Below are 18,383 nucleotides of genomic sequence, written 5' to 3'. Positions count from 1 at the left end.
CACATTTTTACTGGCCGGTAATTTCCGGAACCTTACAGGCCCATGTCCTTCGCGATGATCGTCTTCATGATCTCGCTGGTGCCTCCGTAGATGCGGTTGACGCGGTTGTCCGCGTACAGGCGGGCGATCGGGTACTCGTTCATGAAGCCGTAGCCACCGTGGAGCTGGAGGCAGCGGTCGATGACGCGGTGCGCGACCTCGGTGCAGAACAGCTTGGCGCTGGCGGCCTCGGCGGGGGTCAGCTCGCCGGCGTCCAGGGCCTCCGTGGCGCGGTCGGCGACGGCCTCGGCCGCGTCCACCTCGGCCTGGCAGGCGGCCAGCTCGAACTTGGTGTTCTGGAAGTGCGCGACCGGCTTGCCGAAGACCGTCCGCTCCTGCACGTACTGCTTGGCGAACCGGACGGCGGCCTTGGCCTGCGCGTACGCGCCGTAGGCGATGCCCCAGCGCTCGGAGGCGAGGTTGTGGCCGAGGTAGTAGAAGCCCTTGTTCTCCTCGCCGAGCAGGTCCTCGACGGGCACCTTGACGTCGACGAACGCCAGCTCGGCGGTGTCGGAGGTCCTGAGTCCGAGCTTGTCCAGCTTGCGGCCGACGGAGTAGCCCTCGGCCTTGGTGTCCACGACGAAGAGGGATATGCCGTGGCGGCGGTCCTCGGCGGTGGGCGCGGCGGTGCGCGCGCAGACGATCATGCGGTCGGCGTGGACGCCACCGGTGATGAAGGTCTTGGCACCGTTGAGGACGTAGTGCGTGCCGTCCTCGCTCAGCTTGGCGGTGGTCTTCATGCCCGCGAGGTCGGAGCCGGTGCCCGGCTCGGTCATCGCGATCGCCCACATCTCCTCACCGGAGACGAACTTCGGCAGGAAGCGCTTCTTCTGCTCGTCGGTGGCCAGCATCTTGATGTACGGCAGGCCGAGCAGCACGTGCACGCCGGAGCCCCCGAAGGTCACGCCCGCGCGGGCGGTCTCCTCGTACAGCACGGCCTCGAACTTGTACGAGTCGATGCCTGCGCCGCCGTACTCCTCGTCGACCCGGATACCGAAGACGCCGAGCTCGGCGAGCTTGTAGTAGAACTCGCGCGGCGCCTGCCCCGCGGCGAACCACTCGTCGTACACCGGTACGACCTCGGCCTCGATGAAGGCGCGCAAGGTCTCCCGGAACGCCTCGTGATCCTCGTTGAACACCGTACGGCGCACGGCCGCCCACCTCCACGGGTACATGTCTAAGCGCTTGCTCACTCAACCGTACCGGCGAGTACGAACCCGCGTCCAGAGTGAGCCCTCCGTAACGCTCGTCACGCCCGGCGCTACTCCCCCACCGCCGCGAACGCCCCCCGCGCCATCCGGTGCAGCAGTTCCGCCGTGGCCCCCCGCCCCGGAAGCGAACCCGGCCTGCCCAGGTGTGGCGTCGAGTTCAACAGACCGAAGACCGAGTGGACGGCCGAGCGGGCCGTCGGTTCGGACAGGCCCGGGTAGAGATCTCGGACCACCTCCACCCAGAGCTCGACGTACTGCCGCTGGAGCTGGCGGACCAGCTTGCGGTCGCTGTCCCGGAGGCGGTCCAGCTCGCGGTCGTGCAGGGTGATGAGCGGGCGGTCGTCGAGCGCGAAGTCGATATGACCCTCGATGAGCGAGTCGAGAACCGCCTCGGGGTTCCCGTCCGCCTCGGCGACCCTGCGCTTCCCGCCGGTCAGCAGCTGACCGCTGATGCCGACGAGCAGCTCGGCGAGCATCGCGTCCTTGCCCGCGAAGTGCCGGTAGAGACCGGGGCCGCTGATCCCGACCGCGGCGCCTATCTCGTCGACTCCGACCCCGTGGAAGCCGCGCTCGGCGAAGAGCCGGGCGGCCTCCTTGAGGATCTGCTCGCGGCGGGTGGGGGCGTCGGTTCTGGTGGCCATGGACTCAATTCTAGACAGGGAGGTTAGCGCTCGTTAACCTGAAGGAAATGCGTTAACGCTCATTAACAAGGTGAGGGGACCGCAGGATGCTTCAGGCACCGGAGCTGCACAGCGCGGCAGATCCCGCGTCGGAGGCCTGGCGCGCCAACGAGGAGGCGCACCGCGCCCTCGTCGCCGAGCTGCGCGCCAAGCTGGCCGCCGCCCGGCTCGGCGGCGGGGAGAAGGCCCGCGCCCGGCACACGGCGCGCGGCAAGCTGCTGCCGCGCGACCGCGTCGACACCCTCCTGGACGCGGGTTCGCCGTTCCTGGAGCTGGCTCCGCTGGCGGCCGACGGGATGTACGACGACCAGGCCCCCGCGGCCGGTGTGATCGCCGGGATCGGGCGGGTGAGCGGCCGGGAGTGTGTGATCGTCGCCAATGACGCCACCGTCAAGGGCGGGACGTACTACCCGATGACGGTGAAGAAGCACCTGCGGGCACAGGAGGTGGCGTACGAGAACCGCCTGCCGTGTGTGTATCTGGTCGACTCCGGCGGCGCCTTCCTGCCCATGCAGGACGAGGTCTTCCCGGACCGTGAGCACTTCGGGCGGATCTTCTACAACCAGGCGCGGATGTCCGGCGCCGGCATCCCGCAGATCGCCGCGGTGCTGGGGTCGTGCACGGCCGGTGGGGCGTACGTTCCCGCGATGAGCGACGAGGCCGTGATCGTCCGGAACCAGGGGACCATCTTCCTGGGCGGCCCCCCACTGGTGAAGGCGGCCACCGGTGAGGTCGTGACCGCCGAGGAGCTCGGCGGCGGCGAGGTGCACGCGCGCGTGTCCGGTGTCACCGACCACCTCGCGGAGGACGACGCGCACGCCCTGCGGATCGTGCGCACGATCGTCTCCACCCTCCCCGCGCGCGGGCAGCTGCCCTGGGAGGTGCAGCCGGCCGTCGAACCGAAGGTGGACCCGTACGGGCTGTACGGCGCGGTGCCGGTCGACCCCCGCACCCCCTACGACGTGCGGGAGATCATCGCGCGCGTGGTGGACGGCTCCCGTTTCGCCGAGTTCAAGGCCGAGTTCGGGCAGACCCTCGTCACCGGTTTCGCCCGGATCCACGGCCACCCGGTCGGCGTCGTCGCCAACAACGGCATCCTCTTCTCCGAGTCCGCGCAGAAGGGCGCCCACTTCATCGAGCTGTGCGACCAGCGCGGGATCCCGCTGCTGTTCCTGCAGAACGTCTCCGGGTTCATGGTGGGCAGGGACTACGAGGCCGGGGGCATCGCCAAGCACGGCGCCAAGATGGTCACGGCCGTCGCCTGTACGCGCGTACCGAAGCTGACGGTGGTGGTCGGCGGCTCGTACGGCGCGGGCAACTACTCCATGTGCGGCCGGGCCTACTCCCCCCGCTTCCTGTGGATGTGGCCGAACGCCAAGATCTCCGTGATGGGCGGCGAGCAGGCCGCCTCCGTACTGGCCACGGTCAAGCGGGACCAGATCGAGGGGCGCGGGGAGTCCTGGCCCGCCGAGGAGGAAGAGGCCTTCAAGGCCCCGATCCGTGCGCAGTACGAGCGTCAGGGGAATGCCTACTACGCGACGGCCCGCCTCTGGGACGACGGGGTGATCGACCCCCTGGAGACCCGGCAGGTGGTCGGCCTGGCCCTGACCGCGTGCGCCAACGCGCCCCTGGGTGACCCCCAGTTCGGCGTCTTCCGGATGTGAGGGGACCGATGTTCGACACCGTTCTTGTGGCCAACCGCGGCGAGATCGCCGTCCGTGTCATCCGTACGCTGCGGTCGCTCGGCGTGCGCTCCGTCGCCGTCTTCTCCGACGCCGACGCCGACGCCCGGCATGTGCGCGAGGCCGACACGGCGGTACGGATCGGTCCGGCACCGGCGGCCGAGAGCTATCTGTCGGTGGAGCGGATCCTCGAGGCCGCCGCGCGCACCGGCGCCCAGGCCGTCCACCCCGGCTACGGCTTCCTCGCCGAGAACGCCGGATTCGCGCGCGCCTGCGCGGACGCCGGGCTGATGTTCATCGGACCGCCCGCCGACGCCATCGCCCTGATGGGCGACAAGATCCGCGCCAAGGAGACGGTGAAGGCGGCCGGCGTGCCGGTCGTGCCCGGCGGCCGGGACCCCGAACTGTCCGAGGCCGCCCGGGAGCTGGGTGCGCCCGTGCTGCTCAAGCCGAGCGCGGGCGGCGGCGGCAAGGGCATGCGCCTGGTGCGGGACCTGAACCGGCTGGACGAGGAGATCGCGGCGGCCCGGCGCGAGGCGGCGGCTTCCTTCGGCGACGACACTCTCCTCGTGGAGCGCTGGATCGACCGGCCCCGGCACATCGAGATCCAGGTCCTGGCCGACGGCCACGGGGGCGTCGTCCACCTGGGCGAGCGCGAGTGCTCCCTCCAGCGGCGCCACCAGAAGATCGTCGAGGAGGCGCCGAGCGTGCTTCTGGACGAGGCCACGCGTGCGGCGATGGGCGAGGCCGCGGTCCAGGCGGCGCGCTCGTGCGGGTACGTGGGGGCGGGCACGGTCGAGTTCATCGTCCCCGGCGGCGACCCCTCGTCGTACTACTTCATGGAGATGAACACCCGCCTCCAGGTGGAGCACCCGGTCACCGAGCTGGTCACGGGCCTGGACCTGGTGGAGTGGCAGCTGCGGGTGGCGGCCGGCGAGCAGCTCGCCCTCACCCAGCAGGACATCACCCTCACCGGGCACGCGATCGAGGCCCGCATCTGCGCCGAAGACCCCGCCCGCGGGTTCCTCCCCTCCGGCGGCACGGTGCTGAGGCTGCGTGAACCGCAGGGCGACGGTGTCCGTACGGACTCCGGGCTGAGCGAGGGCACGGAGGTCGGCAGCCGGTACGACCCGATGCTGTCCAAGGTGATCGCGTACGGGCCGGACCGCGCGACCGCCCTGCGGAAACTGCGCGCCGCCCTCGCTGAGACGGTCACGCTGGGTGTGCAGACCAACGCGGGGTTCCTGCGGCGACTGCTGGCCCATCCGACGGTGGTGGCAGGCGAGTTGGACACCGGGCTGGTGGAGCGGGAGGTGGCGGGCCTCGTGCCGGACGAGGTTCCGCGGGAGGTATACGCGGCGGCGGCACTGCTGCGCCGGCAGGCGCTGAGCCCTGTGCGGGGCTCCGCCTGGGTGGACCCGTTCTCCGTCCCGGAGGGGTGGCGCCTGGGCGGCGAGCGGGCCTGGACGGCGCACCACCTGCAGGTGCCGGGGCACGACCCGGTCACCGTACGCCTGCGCGGCACGGCGGACGGCGGGTTCGAGCTGCTGCTCGACGCCGCCGAGGCCCCGGTCCCGGGGGCCGGGGGCCCGGCCGCGGCGGGTGCGGAGTCCCGGTTCACCTTCCGGCTCGACGGCACCGCCCACACGTTCGCGGCCCTGCCGGGAGGCACCTGGCTCGGCCGCGACGGCGACGCCTGGCATGTGCGCGACCACGACCCGGTCGCCGCCTCCCTCTCCCGCGCCGCCCACTCCGGCGCCGACTCGCTCACCGCCCCCATGCCGGGGACGGTGACGGTGGTGAAGGTCGCCGTCGGTGACGAGGTGAGCGCCGGTCAGAGCCTGCTGGTGGTGGAGGCGATGAAGATGGAGCACGTCATCTCCGCCCCGCACGCCGGCACCGTCACCGAACTCGACGTCACGCCCGGCACGACGGTCGCCATGGACCAGGTGCTGGCGGTCATCGCCCCCGCAGCGGAGGAGACGCCATGAGCACCCCGGAACTGGGCCTCCCCATGGTCGTACCGGCCCCCGACCTGCCCGCCCGGGTGCGGATCCACGAGGTCGGCGCCCGCGACGGACTGCAGAACGAGAAGGGCGCCGTCCCGACGGAGGTGAAGGCGGAGTTCATCCGCCGCCTGGCCGACGCGGGCCTGACCACCATCGAGGCCACAAGCTTCGTCCATCCCAAGTGGGTGCCCCAACTGGCGGACGCGGAGCAGCTGTTCCCGCTCGTCCGGGATGTGCCGGTCGAGCTCCCGGTCCTCGTGCCGAACGCCCGCGGACTCGACCGGGCACTGGCGCTGAACGCGACCCGCGTCGCCGTCTTCGCCAGCGCCACCGAGTCCTTCGCGAAGGCCAACCTCAACCGCACGGTCGACGAGGCGCTGGCCATGTTCGCGCCGGTGGTCGCACGGGCGAAGGCCGAGCAGGTGCACGTCCGCGGCTATCTGTCCATGTGCTTCGGCGACCCGTGGGAGGGCCCGGTCCCCGTCCACCAGGTCGTGCGCGTCAGCAAGGCCCTGATGGACATGGGCTGCGACGAGCTGAGCCTGGGCGACACGATCGGCGTGGCGACGGCGGCCCATGTGCAGGACCTGCTGTCCCGGCTGAACGAGGAGGGTGTGCCGACCTCGGCGATCGGCGTGCACTTCCACGACACCTACGGCCAGGCCCTGGCCAACACCCTGGCCGCTCTCCAGCACGGCGTCACCACCGTCGACGCCTCCGCGGGCGGCCTCGGCGGCTGCCCGTACGCCAAGTCCGCCACCGGCAACCTCGCCACGGAAGACCTCGTGTGGATGCTGCAGGGCCTCGGCATCGACACCGGCGTCGACCTCGGCCGCCTCACCGCCACCAGCGTGTGGATGGCCGACCACCTGGGCCGACCCAGCCCGTCCCGCACCGTACGAGCCCTCTCCCACCAGGAGCAGTGACGCACCATGGACCACCGACTCTCCCCCGAGCTGGAAGAACTCCGCCGTACCGTCGAGGAGTTCGCACACGATGTGGTCGCCCCCAAGATCGGCGACTACTACGAGCGGCACGAGTTCCCGTACGGGATCGTCCGCGAGATGGCCCGCATGGGCCTGTTCGGGCTGCCGTTCCCGGAGGAGTACGGCGGCATGGGCGGCGACTACCTCGCCCTGGGCGTCGCGCTGGAGGAACTGGCCCGCGTCGACTCGTCGGTGGCCATCACCCTGGAGGCAGGCGTCTCGCTGGGCGCGATGCCGATCTTCCGTTACGGCACCGAGGAGCAGAAGCGGCAGTGGCTCCCCCGCCTGTGCACGGGCGAGATCCTGGGCGCCTTCGGCCTGACGGAACCCGACGGCGGCTCGGATGCGGGCGCGACCCGTACGACGGCCCGGCTGGACGAGTCGACGAACGAGTGGGTGATCAACGGCACCAAGTGCTTCATCACCAACTCGGGTACGGACATCACGGGTCTGGTGACGGTGACGGCCGTGACGGGCCGGGGCGCCGACGGCAGGCCACAGATCTCGGCGATCATCGTCCCGTCCGGCACCCCTGGCTTCACGGTCGCGGCCCCGTACTCGAAGGTCGGCTGGAACGCCTCGGACACCCGGGAGCTCTCCTTCTCCGACGTCCGGGTGCCCGCGGCGAACCTGCTGGGCGAACCGGGCCGCGGCTACGCCCAGTTCCTGCGCATCCTCGACGAGGGCCGGATCGCCATCGCGGCCCTCGCCACCGGCCTGGCGCAGGGTTGTGTGGACGAGTCGGTGACCTACGCGAAGGAACGTCATGCCTTCGGCCGCCCGATCGGCGCCAACCAGGCCATCCAGTTCAAGATCGCCGACATGGAGATGAAGGCCCACACGGCCCGCCTGGCCTGGCGCGACGCGGCGTCCCGCCTGGTGTCCGGCGAACCCTTCAAGAAGGAGGCGGCCCTGGCGAAGCTCTACTCCTCCACGATCGCCGTCGACAACGCCCGCGACGCCACCCAGATCCACGGCGGCTACGGCTTCATGAACGAGTACCCGGTGGCCCGTATGTGGCGCGACTCCAAGATCCTGGAGATCGGGGAGGGGACGAGCGAGGTACAGCGGATGCTGATCGCGCGGGAACTGGGGCTGGCGGGCTGAACACGCGGGCCTGAGGCCCAACGACCGTTGATTGCAATGGAGTTGGGCCTCGCCCCGTGAGGCTGTGGAGCCTGTGAGGGACTCACAGGCTTCGAATGCCAGGGCCCACCCCTGGACAAGATCTGAGGTTAGGCTAACCTTCCTTTCGAATTGTCCGGCGGGTGATCCGCCCCGTTCGAAAGCAGCACACCCATGCCCAACGCCCGTGCCACCCACCTCACCCGCCGCGGCATACTCGCCGCCGGCGGCGCCCTCGGCCTCGGCGCCGTGCTCGCAGCCTGCGGCGACGAAGACACGAACAGCGGCGGCTCGGACTCGACGGCGTCCGCGAAGGCCTCCGGCCCCTGGTCCTTCAAGGACGACCGCGGCGAGACGGTGAAGCTCGGCCAGGTGCCCGCGAACATCGTCGCGTTCACCGGTGTCGCCGCCGCGCTCTACGACTACGGCATCCAGGTCAAGGGCGTCTTCGGCCCGACCACGACCACGGACGGCAAGCCCGACGTCCAGGCCGGTGATCTGGACGTCAGCAAGGTCACGGTCCTCGGCAACGCCTGGGGCAAGCTCAACGTGGAGAAGTACGCTGCCCTTTCGCCGGACGTGCTCATCACCACGACGTTCGACGACGCGGGCACGCTCTGGTCCGTGCCCGAGGAGTCCAAGGACCAGATCGCCAAGCTCGCCCCGAGCGTCGCCATCTCCGCCTACGACCGCCAGATGCCGAAGCCTCTGGAGCGCATGTGGGAGCTGGCCGAGTCGCTCGGCGCGGACATGAAGGCCGACAAGGTCGTCCAGGCGAAGAAGAAGTTCGAGGAGGCCGCCGCCCGGCTGCGTGCCGCCGCCAAGGCCAAGCCCGACATCAAGGTGCTGGCCGGCTCCGCAAGCGATCAGCTCTTCTACGTCTCCGGCACCAACTTCTCCATCGACTTGGAGTACTTCAAGGCCCTCGGCGTGAACTTCGTCGAGCCCTCGGAGAAGGCCAAGGAGGCGACCGGCGGCTGGTTCGAGTCCCTGAGCTGGGAGAACGTCGACAAGTACCCGGCCGACATCATCATCATGGACGACCGCTCCTCCACCATCCAGCCCGCCGACATCACCGAGAGCACCTGGAAGAAGCTGCCCGCGGTCAAGGCCGGCCAGGTCATCGCGCGTTCGCCCGAGCCGATTCTGTCGTACGACAAGTGCACGCCGTTGCTGACGAGTCTCGCCGAGGCGATCGAGAAGGCGAAGAAGGTCAGCTGAGCGGGGCTTGCGGTTGCGGGGGAAGTGCGGGCCGGTTGTGGCTGGTCGCGCCCACGGTGGGGGTCCCCCCGCTCGAGCGAAGCCGAGAGGGGGGAGGAGCCGCATATTGACACAGCCCCGCGCCCCTGAGGGCGTTGCCCAACCGCCCCTCGGAAAAATTCCCTGACGGCAACTCAGGAGCCTTGATGTCGACCGGCGTAGCCGCCCCGTTCCGTTTCTTCTCTCTTCACGTCGTACGGACGAGGCGACTCGGGCCGTCTCTCGTCCGGGTCACCTTTGCCGGGACCGACCTGAGGGACTTCCACTCCGACGGGCGTGATCAGTCCCTGTCGCTGTTCCTGCCCCACCCGGGGCAGAGCGAGCCGCAGGTGCCCATCGAGCTCGGTGATCACTGGTGGCAGGGCTGGCGCGCGCTGCCCGATGACGTACGGGCGGTGATGCGTTCGTACACGCTTCGGGCGCTGCGCCGCGACCCCGATGAGATCGACATCGATTTCGTGCTCCACGGTGTCGAAGCCGACGCCGCCGTGCCCGCCGGTCCCGCCTCCCGATGGGCCGCGTGGGCCGCCGCCGGTGACCGGGTCCTGCTGCTCGGCCCGGCGATCGCGGACAACCGGGCGATCCGGTTCCGGCCGCCGGAGGACACCGACCTGGTGGTGATCTGGGGTGACGAGACCGCCGTACCGGCCGCCGCCGCCATCCTCGAGTCGCTGCCGGCCGGCACCCGCGCCCGGGTCTGGCTGGAGGTGCACCATGCCGAGGACATCCAGGACCTGGTGACCGAGGCCGACGCCGAGGTCACCTGGCTCGTCCAGGACGAGTCGCGCGGCGAGGGGTCCCCCATGGCCCTCGCCGCGCTCAGGGATGCCCAACTCCCGCCCGCCGAGCACCCGTACGTGTGGATCGCGGGCGAGTCGTCCTGCGTGAAGCAGCTGCGCCGGCACTTCGTCGGCGAACGCGGCATCGACCGCCGTCGGGTCACGTTCGTGGGCTACTGGCGGCAGGGGCTGACCGAGGAGCAGCTGCGCGAGCGGGGCGAGTAACCCCGTTCGACGTGACGGAAGTTACGGTCGGGCCCGCGTTTCGCCAGAGTTACTTAGCTTAGGCTAACCTAAGTTGAAGCCGCGGTTCCGACTGGTACCGGCCGGGTTCCACCCCTTCCGTCCGCACGGACCGTCCCCACCGGAGGACCCCCACATGCGCTCGCACCTGCTCAATGACACGACCGCGGAGCAGTACCGCCGCTCCGTGACCGAGGGAGTCGAGCGGGTGGCGGCCAAACTCGCCACCACCACCCGTCCGTTCACCGGCGTCACGGTCGACGCACTCTCTCCCCGCATCGAGCAGATCGACCTCGACAAGCCGCTGCACGACACCGCCGCGGTCCTGGACGAACTGGAGGACGTCTACCTCCGGGACGCGATCTACTTCCACCACCCCCGCTACCTGGCCCATCTCAACTGCCCGGTCGTCATCCCGGCCGTGCTCGGCGAGGCGATCCTCTCCGCCGTCAACTCCTCCCTCGACACCTGGGACCAGTCGGCCGGCGGCACCCTCATCGAGCGCAAGCTCATCGACTGGACCGCCGAGCGCATCGGCCTCGGCCCGGCCGCCGACGGTGTGTTCACCTCCGGCGGCACCCAGTCCAACCTCCAGGCGCTGCTGCTGGCCCGTGAGGAGGCCAAGCCAGGGCGGGCAGGGTGGGAAGAAGGGGCCTCCTTCGCCAAACTGCGCATCTTCGCCTCCGAGGTGAGCCACTTCAGCGTCAAGAAGTCGGCGAAACTGCTCGGCCTGAGCCAGGACTCCGTGGTCTCCGTCCCCGTCGACCACGACAAGCGCATGCAGACGGTCGCGCTCGCCCATGAGCTGGAGCGCTGCAAGAGGGACGGTCTCGTCCCCATGGCAGTAGTCGCCACCGCCGGCACCACCGACTTCGGCTCCATCGACCCGCTGCCGGAGATCGCCGAACTGTGCGCCCAGTACGGCGCCTGGATGCACGTCGACGCCGCCTACGGCTGCGGACTGCTCACCTCGCTCACCCGCCGCGCCCTCCTCGACGGCATCGAGCGCGCCGACTCGGTCACCGTGGACTACCACAAGTCCTTCTTCCAGCCGGTGAGTTCGTCGGCGGTCCTGGTCCGCGACGCGGCCACGCTGCGCCACGCCACCTACCACGCGGAGTACCTCAACCCGCGCCGCATGGTGCAGGAACGTATCCCCAACCAGGTCGACAAGTCTCTCCAGACCACCCGCCGCTTCGACGCCCTCAAGCTGTGGATGACGCTGCGCGTGATGGGCGCCGACGGCATCGGGCAGCTCTTCGACGAGGTCTGCGACCTGGCGGAGGAGGGCTGGAAACTGCTCGCCGCCGACCCGCGCTACGACGTCGTCGTCGAGCCGACCCTGTCCACCCTGGTCTTCCGCTACATCCCGGCGGCCGTCACCGACCCCGCCGAGATCGACCGCGCCAACCTCTACGCCCGCAAGGCCCTGTTCGCCTCCGGCGAGGCCATCGTCGCGGGCACCAAGGTGAACGGCCGTCACTACCTGAAGTTCACCCTGCTCAACCCCGAGACGAAGGCGTCCGACATCGCCGCCGTCCTCGATCTGATCGCCGGCCACGCCGAGCAGTACCTGGGAGAATCCCTTGACCGCGCTTCCTGACACCACGAACAAGACCTACGACTTCGTGGGGATCGGGCTCGGCCCGTTCAACCTCGGCCTCGCCTGCCTCACCGAGCCCATAGCCGAACTCGACGGGGTCTTCCTGGAGTCGAAGCCCGACTTCGAGTGGCACGCCGGCATGTTCCTCGACGGCGCCCATCTCCAGACGCCGTTCATGTCGGACCTGGTCACCCTGGCAGACCCGACATCCCCGTACTCCTTCCTCAACTACCTGAAGGAGCAGGGTCGGCTGTACTCGTTCTACATCCGCGAGAACTTCTACCCGCTGCGCGTCGAGTACGACGACTACTGCCGCTGGGCCGCGAACAAACTGACCAGCGTCCGCTTCAACACGACGGTCACCGAGGTGACGTACGAGGACGACCTGTACGTCGTCCGCACGGCGAAGGGCGAGACGTACCGCGCCCGCCACCTGGTCCTCGGCACGGGCACCTCGCCGTACATCCCCGAGGCCTGCCGTGACCTGGGCGGCGACTTCCTCCACAACTCCCGCTACATGCAGCACAAGGCGGAGTTGCAGCAGAAGGAGTCGATCACGCTGGTCGGCAGCGGCCAGTCCGCCGCCGAGATCTACTACGACCTGCTCAGCGAGATCGACGTCCACGGCTACCAGCTGAACTGGGTGACGCGCTCCCCGCGCTTCTTCCCCCTCGAGTACACCAAGCTCACGCTGGAGATGACCTCCCCGGAGTACATCGACTACTACCACGTGCTGCCGGAGAAGACGCGCTACCGCCTCACGGCCGAGCAGAAGGGCCTGTTCAAGGGCATCGACGGCGACCTGATCAACGAGATCTTCGACCTGCTCTATCAGAAGAACCTCGGCGGCCCGGTCCCGACGCGGCTGCTCACCAACTCGTCCCTGAACAGCGCGTCGTACGACAACGGCACGTACACCCTGGGCTTCCGTCAGGAGGAGCAGGAGCGGGACTTCGAGATCAACTCGCAGGGCCTGGTCCTCGCCACCGGCTACAAGTACATCGAGCCGGAGTTCCTGGCACCGATCCGCGACCGGCTCGTCTACGACTCCCAGGGCAACTTCGACGTCGCCCGCAACTACGCCGTCGATGTCACCGGCAGAGGCGTCTTCCTCCAGAACGCCGGCGTCCACACCCACAGCATCACGTCCCCCGACCTGGGCATGGGCGCGTACCGCAACAGCTACATCATCCGCGAGCTGCTCGGCTCGGAGTACTACCCGGTCGAGAAGACCATCGCGTTCCAGGAGTTCGCCGTATGACCTTCACTTTCCGCCCCCTCGACCCGCTGAAGGACGCGGAGCTCCTGCACGCCTGGGTCACGCACCCCAAGGCGGCCTTCTGGATGATGCAGGACGCCGAACTCCAGGACGTCGAGCGCGAGTACATGCGGATCGCCGCGCACGAACACCACCACGCGTACCTCGGCCTGCACGACGGCGAGCCCGCCTTCCTGATGGAGAAGTACGACCCCCGGTACGTCGAACTGGTGGGCCTGTACGACCCCGAGCCCGGCGACGTCGGCATGCACTTCCTGGTCGCCCCCACCGACCGGCCGATCCACGGCTTCACGAAGGCCGTCATCACCGCCGTGATGAAGGAGCTGTTCGCCGACCCGAGCACCCGCCGGGTCGTCGTCGAGCCCGACGTGAGCAACAAGGCCGTGCACGCGCTGAACGAGGCCGTCGGCTTCGTGCCCGTACGTGAGATCGACAAGCCGGAGAAGCGCGCGCTGCTGAGCTTCTGCACGCGCGACCGCTTCTTTAATAGGCACAGCCTGGCTGCCCGAGGAGTAGCTGTATGACCCTGTCCGACGCCGTAGCGCATCTGTCCCCCCACCGCTGGGCGCGGGCCAACCGCCTCCTGATCCGCAAGGCGCTCGCCGAGTTCGCGCACGAGCGGCTGATCACTCCGGAGCAGGACGGGGAGGAGTACGTCGTCCGCAGCGACGACGGCCTGACCCGCTACCGCTTCACCGCCACCCGCCGTGCCCTCGACCACTGGCAGGTCGACGCCGACTCGATCACCCGCACCCGCGACGGCGCCGAACTCCCGCTCGCTGCCCTCGACTTCTTCATCGAGCTGCAGAAGTCCCTGGGCCTGAGCGACGAGATCCTCCCCGTCTACCTGGAGGAGATCTCCTCCACCCTCTCCGGCACCTGCTACAAGCTGACCAAGCCGCAGATCCCGGTCGCCGAGCTGGCGAAGAGCGGCTTCCAGGCCATCGAGACCGGCATGACCGAGGGCCATCCCTGCTTCGTCGCCAACAACGGGCGGCTCGGCTTCGGCATCCACGAGTACCTGTCGTACGCCCCCGAGACCGCGAACCCGGTCCGCCTGGTGTGGCTGGCCGCGCACAAGTCGCGCGCCGCGTTCACGGCGGGCGTCGGCATCGAGTACGAGTCCTTCGTACGGCAGGAACTGGGCGAGGAGACCGTCGAGCGCTTCCACGGCGTCCTGCGCGACCAGGACCTCGACCCCACCGACTACCTCCTCATCCCCGTCCACCCCTGGCAGTGGTGGAACAAGCTCACCGTCACCTTCGCCGCCGAGGTGGCGCGCGGATACCTGGTGTGCCTCGGTGAGGGCGACGACGAGTACCTGGCCCAGCAGTCCATCCGCACCTTCTTCAACCGGTCCCACCCCGAGAAGCACTACGTGAAGACGGCCCTGTCCGTCCTCAACATGGGCTTCATGCGCGGACTCTCGGCCGCCTACATGGAGGCCACCCCGGCGATCAACGACTGGCTCGCCCAGCTCATCGACAACGACCCGGTGCTCAAGTCCACCGGCTTGTCGATCATCCGCGAGCGCGCGGCCGTCGGCTACCGGCATCTGGAGTACGAGAAGGCGACCGACCGCTACTCGCCGTACCGCAAGATGCTGGCGGCCCTGTGGCGCGAGAGCCCGGTCGCCTCCCTCCAGGAGGGCGAGTCGCTGGCCACCATGGCCTCCCTCGTCCACGTCGACCACGAGGGCGCCTCCTTCGCGGGCGCGCTGATCGAGCAGTCGGGGCTGGCGCCGAAGGAGTGGCTGCGCCGCTACCTGCGGGCGTACTTCACCCCGCTGCTGCACAGCTTCTACGCCTACGACCTGGTCTTCATGCCGCACGGCGAGAACGTCATCCTCGTCCTGAAGGACGGCGCCGTCGAGCGCGCGATCTACAAGGACATCGCCGAGGAGATCGCGGTCATGGACCCGGACGCGGTGCTGCCGCCGACGGTGGAGCGGCTGCGCGTGGACGTCCCCGAGGACAAGAAACTCCTGTCCATCTTCACGGACGTCTTCGACTGCTTCTTCCGCTTCCTCGCCGCGAACCTCGCCACCGAGGGGATCCTCGAGGAGGACGACTTCTGGGGCACGGTCGCCGACGTCACCCGTGAGTACCAGGCGTCGATGCCCGAACTCGCCGACAAGTTCCGGCAGTACGACATGTTCGCCCCCGAGTTCGCGCTGTCCTGCCTCAACCGGCTCCAGCTGCGCAACAACAAGCAGATGGTGGACCTGGCGGACCCGGCCGGCGCGCTCCAGCTCGTCGGCAACCTGAAGAACCCCATCGCGGGGCTCTGACACACAAGGACGGACGGGCACCCCGGAGTACGGTCCTCCGGGGTGCCCGTCAGCGTTCCCTGAGCTCCGACAGGTGTGGACCACTCTCTCGCGAGCCGGGTGGAACAATCCCCCTCATGGTGGAAATCATCCAGAAGGACGGCACATGGGTCTTCGACGGCGACGCCCTGCGGCTGACCCCGGGTCGGGACAAGAACGTCAGTCTGCTGCGCAAGGCGCTGGGTGAACTCGTCGTACCCCTGGGGGCGTTGGCAGGCATATCCTTCGAACACGGCCGTAAGACGGGACGGCTCCGGCTGCGGCTGCGGGACGGCGCCGACCCGCTGCTGCACGCGGCCGGCGGCCGGCTGACCGAACCCCACGACCCGTACCAGCTGATCGTCGACTCCGACCGCTACGGCGTCGCCGAGTACGTCGTGGACGAGGTGCGCAACGCCCTTCTACTGGACCAGGTGCCCTCCGACCCGGTCTCCCAGTACCTGCTGCCGGGCCCGGCGGTCCCGCTGTCGGCTGCCGCCGGCGACGGCACCGCGAGCTTCGACGGCGAGCAGGTGCGCCTGGAGTGGAACTGGAAGACGGAGGACGCCAAGTCGGCCGCCGGCACCCGCGTCCTGGCGGTCACCGACATCGCGGCCGTGGAGTGGCATCCGGCGGCCGGCCTGGAGAACGGCCACCTCCGCTTCACCGTGAAGAACGCCCCCACCAAGGCCCCGCCGAAGTACGACCCCAACTCCGTGGAGCTGTGGGGCTTCAAGAAGGACCCGCTGATGGCCCTGGTCGCGGCGGCCGTACAGGCCCGGCTCCCGCACCCCGCCGCGGCCACGGACGTACGACAGCCGGAGCCCGAGGACGCCCGCCCCCTGCCGTCCGCCGCCGAGGACGACCACGACGCGCTGCTGCGCCGCCTGCGCGAGCTGGGCGAGCTGCACCGTTCGGGCGTGCTCACCGACGAGGAGTTCACGCTGGCCAAGCAGGCGGTCCTGAAACGGATGCAGTGAGGGTCACACACAGCTCCTGCCCGGAAACGGGCAGGATTCTTGCGGAACCGTCTCCCGTACTCCAGGATCTACCGGGTGCACGACGAACTCGTTGATCATCTGACGCGGTCCACGCCCCTCAGCCGGGGCGAGGCGCTGCGCGTGATCCAGGACGTGCTCGCCTACTTCGACGAGACGACCGAGGAATACGTCCGTCGCCGCCACCGCGAGCTCCAGACGCAGGGCCTGGTGAACGCGACGATCTTCGAACGGATCGAGGCGGACCTGAAATATCGCGCGGTGGCGCCGCCCGAGCTCACGCTCAGGCAGCTCCGGCGCATCGTCTACGGCTGAGGAATACGTATATGTGTGGAATCGTCGGATACATCGGGAAGCGTGACGTCGCCCCCCTGCTCCTGGAAGGTCTGCAACGCCTGGAGTACCGCGGCTACGACTCGGCGGGCATCGTCGTCACGTCCCCGAAGGCGGCCGGCCTGAAGATGGTCAAGGCCAAGGGCCGGGTCCGGGACCTGGAGGCCAAGGTGCCGGCCCGCTTCAAGGGCACCACCGGCATCGCCCACACCCGCTGGGCCACCCACGGCGCCCCCTCCGACGTCAACGCCCACCCGCACCTCGACGCCGAGAACAAGGTCGCCGTCGTCCACAACGGCATCATCGACAACGCCTCCGACCTGCGCCGCAAGCTGGAGGCGGACGGCGTCGAGTTCCTCTCCGAGACCGACACCGAGGTCCTCGTCCACCTCATCGCCCGCTCGCAGGCGGAGAAGCTGGAGGACAAGGTCCGCGAGACCCTCCGGCTCATCGAGGGCACGTACGGCATCGCCGTCCTGCACGCCGACTTCCCCGACCGGATCGTCGTCGCCCGCAACGGCTCCCCGGTCGTCCTCGGCATCGGCGAGAAGGAGATGTTCGTCGCCTCGGACATCGCCGCCCTGGTCACCCACACCCGCCAGATAGTGACCCTCGACGACGGCGAGATGGCCACCCTCAAGGCCGACGACTTCCGCACGTACACCACCGAGGGCACCCGCACCACCGCCGAGCCGACCACCGTCGAGTGGGAGGCGGCCTCGTACGACATGGGCGGCCACGACACGTACATGCACAAGGAGATCCACGAGCAGGCCGACGCCGTGGACCGCGTGCTGCGCGGCCGCATCGACGACCGCTTCTCCACCGTGCACCTCGGCGGCCTGAACCTGGACGCCCGCGAGGCACGCCGGATCCGCCGCGTGAAGATCCTCGGCTGCGGCACCTCGTACCACGCGGGCATGATCGGCGCCCAGATGATCGAGGAGCTGGCCCGCATCCCCGCCGACGCCGAGCCGGCCTCGGAGTTCCGCTACCGCAACGCGGTCGTCGACCCCGACACCCTCTACATCGCCGTCTCGCAGTCCGGCGAGACATACGACGTCCTGGCGGCCGTCCAGGAGCTGAAGCGCAAGGGCGCGCGGGTGCTGGGCATCGTGAACGTGGTCGGCTCCGCGATCGCCCGCGAGGCCGACGGCGGCATCTATGTGCACGCGGGCCCGGAGGTCTGCGTGGTGTCGACCAAGTGCTTCACGAACACCACGGTCGCCTTCGCCCTCCTCGCCCTCCACCTCGGCCGCACCCGCGACCTGTCCGTCCGGGACGGCAAGCGGATCATCGAGGGCCTGCGCAAGCTGCCGGAGCAGATCGCCGAGATCATGAAGCAGGAGGAGGAGATCGAGAAGCTGGCCAAGCACTACGCCGACGCCCGCTCGATGCTCTTCATCGGCCGCGTGCGTGGCTACCCCGTGGCCCGCGAGGCCTCCCTGAAGCTCAAGGAGGTCTCCTACATCCACGCCGAGGCCTACCCCGCCTCGGAGCTGAAGCACGGCCCGCTCGCCCTCATCGAGCCCGCCCTCCCGACGGTCGCGATCGTCCCCGACGACGACCTGCTGGAGAAGAACCGCGCCGCGATGGAGGAGATCAAGGCCCGCAGCGGCAAGATCCTCGCGGTGGCCCACCAGGAACAGGAGAAGGCCGACCAGACGATCGTCGTCCCGAAGAACGAGGACGAACTGGACCCGATCCTGATGGGCATCCCCCTCCAACTCCTCGCCTACCACACGGCATTGGCCCTGGGCAGGGACATAGACAAGCCCAGGAACCTCGCAAAGTCGGTAACGGTCGAGTAGTTGGCCTAAGGGGCGCGGGGAACTGCGCGACAAGCCC

15 protein-coding genes are annotated in these 18,383 nt (G+C 69.3%); 13 read left to right on the top strand and 2 right to left on the bottom strand.

Features of this window, described 5'->3' with window-relative positions; genetic code table 11:
- Positions 1-32 precede the first annotated feature (32 nt).
- Positions 33-1,190 (bottom strand): acyl-CoA dehydrogenase family protein, encoded by a 1,158-nt coding sequence (locus ACKTSN_RS30085; RefSeq protein ID WP_385510193.1) that lies wholly within the window; start codon positions 1,188-1,190, stop codon positions 33-35.
- Positions 1,191-1,300: 110 nt separating this feature from the next.
- A complete protein-coding gene (locus ACKTSN_RS30080; protein ID WP_409471972.1) occupies positions 1,301-1,891 on the bottom strand; it encodes an SACE_7040 family transcriptional regulator in 591 nt (196 codons plus the stop codon).
- A gap of 86 nt (positions 1,892-1,977) precedes the next feature.
- Here ACKTSN_RS30080 and ACKTSN_RS30075 point away from each other — a divergent pair, with 86 nt between their 5' ends.
- The 13 genes from ACKTSN_RS30075 (at position 1,978) to glmS (ending at position 18,346) form a co-directional block, all read left to right on the top strand.
- Positions 1,978-3,594: a carboxyl transferase domain-containing protein gene (locus ACKTSN_RS30075; RefSeq protein WP_409471971.1), complete on the top strand. Its 1,617-nt coding sequence runs from the start codon at positions 1,978-1,980 to the stop codon at positions 3,592-3,594.
- An 8-nt stretch (positions 3,595-3,602) separates the two neighbouring features.
- Entirely contained in the window at positions 3,603-5,603 is a 2,001-nt protein-coding gene (locus ACKTSN_RS30070) for an acetyl/propionyl/methylcrotonyl-CoA carboxylase subunit alpha (protein ID WP_409471970.1), read from the top strand.
- On the top strand, positions 5,600-6,547 hold the full coding sequence (locus tag ACKTSN_RS30065) for a hydroxymethylglutaryl-CoA lyase (protein ID WP_409471969.1): 948 nt from the start codon (positions 5,600-5,602) through the stop codon (positions 6,545-6,547). Before ACKTSN_RS30070 ends, ACKTSN_RS30065 begins: the two co-directional genes overlap by 4 nt.
- Positions 6,548-6,553: 6 nt before the next feature.
- Positions 6,554-7,714 carry an acyl-CoA dehydrogenase family protein gene (locus ACKTSN_RS30060; protein WP_409471968.1) on the top strand — a complete coding sequence of 387 codons (1,161 nt, stop codon included), beginning with the start codon at positions 6,554-6,556 and terminating at the stop codon, positions 7,712-7,714.
- 192 nt (positions 7,715-7,906) lie between these two features.
- Positions 7,907-8,953, top strand: a complete 1,047-nt coding sequence (locus tag ACKTSN_RS30055) for an ABC transporter substrate-binding protein (RefSeq protein ID WP_409471967.1) — start codon at positions 7,907-7,909, stop codon at positions 8,951-8,953.
- A gap of 185 nt (positions 8,954-9,138) precedes the next feature.
- The gene (locus ACKTSN_RS30050) at positions 9,139-9,996 is read left to right on the top strand and encodes a siderophore-interacting protein (RefSeq protein ID WP_409471966.1); all 858 of its coding nucleotides are present in this window, start codon (positions 9,139-9,141) and stop codon (positions 9,994-9,996) included.
- A 154-nt stretch (positions 9,997-10,150) separates the two neighbouring features.
- Positions 10,151-11,617 carry a lysine decarboxylase DesA gene (gene desA / locus ACKTSN_RS30045; RefSeq protein WP_409471965.1) on the top strand — a complete coding sequence of 489 codons (1,467 nt, stop codon included), beginning with the start codon at positions 10,151-10,153 and terminating at the stop codon, positions 11,615-11,617.
- Entirely contained in the window at positions 11,601-12,878 is a 1,278-nt protein-coding gene (locus ACKTSN_RS30040) for a lysine N(6)-hydroxylase/L-ornithine N(5)-oxygenase family protein (protein WP_409471964.1), read from the top strand. Before desA ends, ACKTSN_RS30040 begins: the two co-directional genes overlap by 17 nt.
- Positions 12,875-13,420 carry a GNAT family N-acetyltransferase gene (locus tag ACKTSN_RS30035; protein WP_409471963.1) on the top strand — a complete coding sequence of 182 codons (546 nt, stop codon included), beginning with the start codon at positions 12,875-12,877 and terminating at the stop codon, positions 13,418-13,420. Before ACKTSN_RS30040 ends, ACKTSN_RS30035 begins: the two co-directional genes overlap by 4 nt.
- Positions 13,417-15,186 carry an IucA/IucC family protein gene (locus ACKTSN_RS30030; protein WP_409471962.1) on the top strand — a complete coding sequence of 590 codons (1,770 nt, stop codon included), beginning with the start codon at positions 13,417-13,419 and terminating at the stop codon, positions 15,184-15,186. The genes ACKTSN_RS30035 and ACKTSN_RS30030 overlap by 4 nt, the downstream gene beginning before the upstream one ends.
- Positions 15,187-15,302: 116 nt before the next feature.
- Positions 15,303-16,184: a DUF4429 domain-containing protein gene (locus ACKTSN_RS30025; protein ID WP_409471961.1), complete on the top strand. Its 882-nt coding sequence runs from the start codon at positions 15,303-15,305 to the stop codon at positions 16,182-16,184.
- 75 nt (positions 16,185-16,259) lie between these two features.
- Entirely contained in the window at positions 16,260-16,517 is a 258-nt protein-coding gene (locus ACKTSN_RS30020) for a hypothetical protein (RefSeq protein WP_224737308.1), read from the top strand.
- Positions 16,518-16,528: 11 nt separating this feature from the next.
- Positions 16,529-18,346, top strand: a complete 1,818-nt coding sequence (gene glmS, locus ACKTSN_RS30015; RefSeq protein WP_409471960.1) for a glutamine--fructose-6-phosphate transaminase (isomerizing) — start codon at positions 16,529-16,531, stop codon at positions 18,344-18,346.
- Positions 18,347-18,383 lie beyond the last annotated feature (37 nt).

The organism is Streptomyces flavusporus (assembly GCF_046267975.1).
In the GTDB taxonomy this organism is placed as follows: Bacteria; Actinomycetota; Actinomycetes; order Streptomycetales; family Streptomycetaceae; genus Streptomyces; species Streptomyces flavusporus.
The sequence above is the reverse complement of the archived record's forward strand: the minus strand, read 5'-3'. Positions and strand labels throughout refer to the sequence as shown.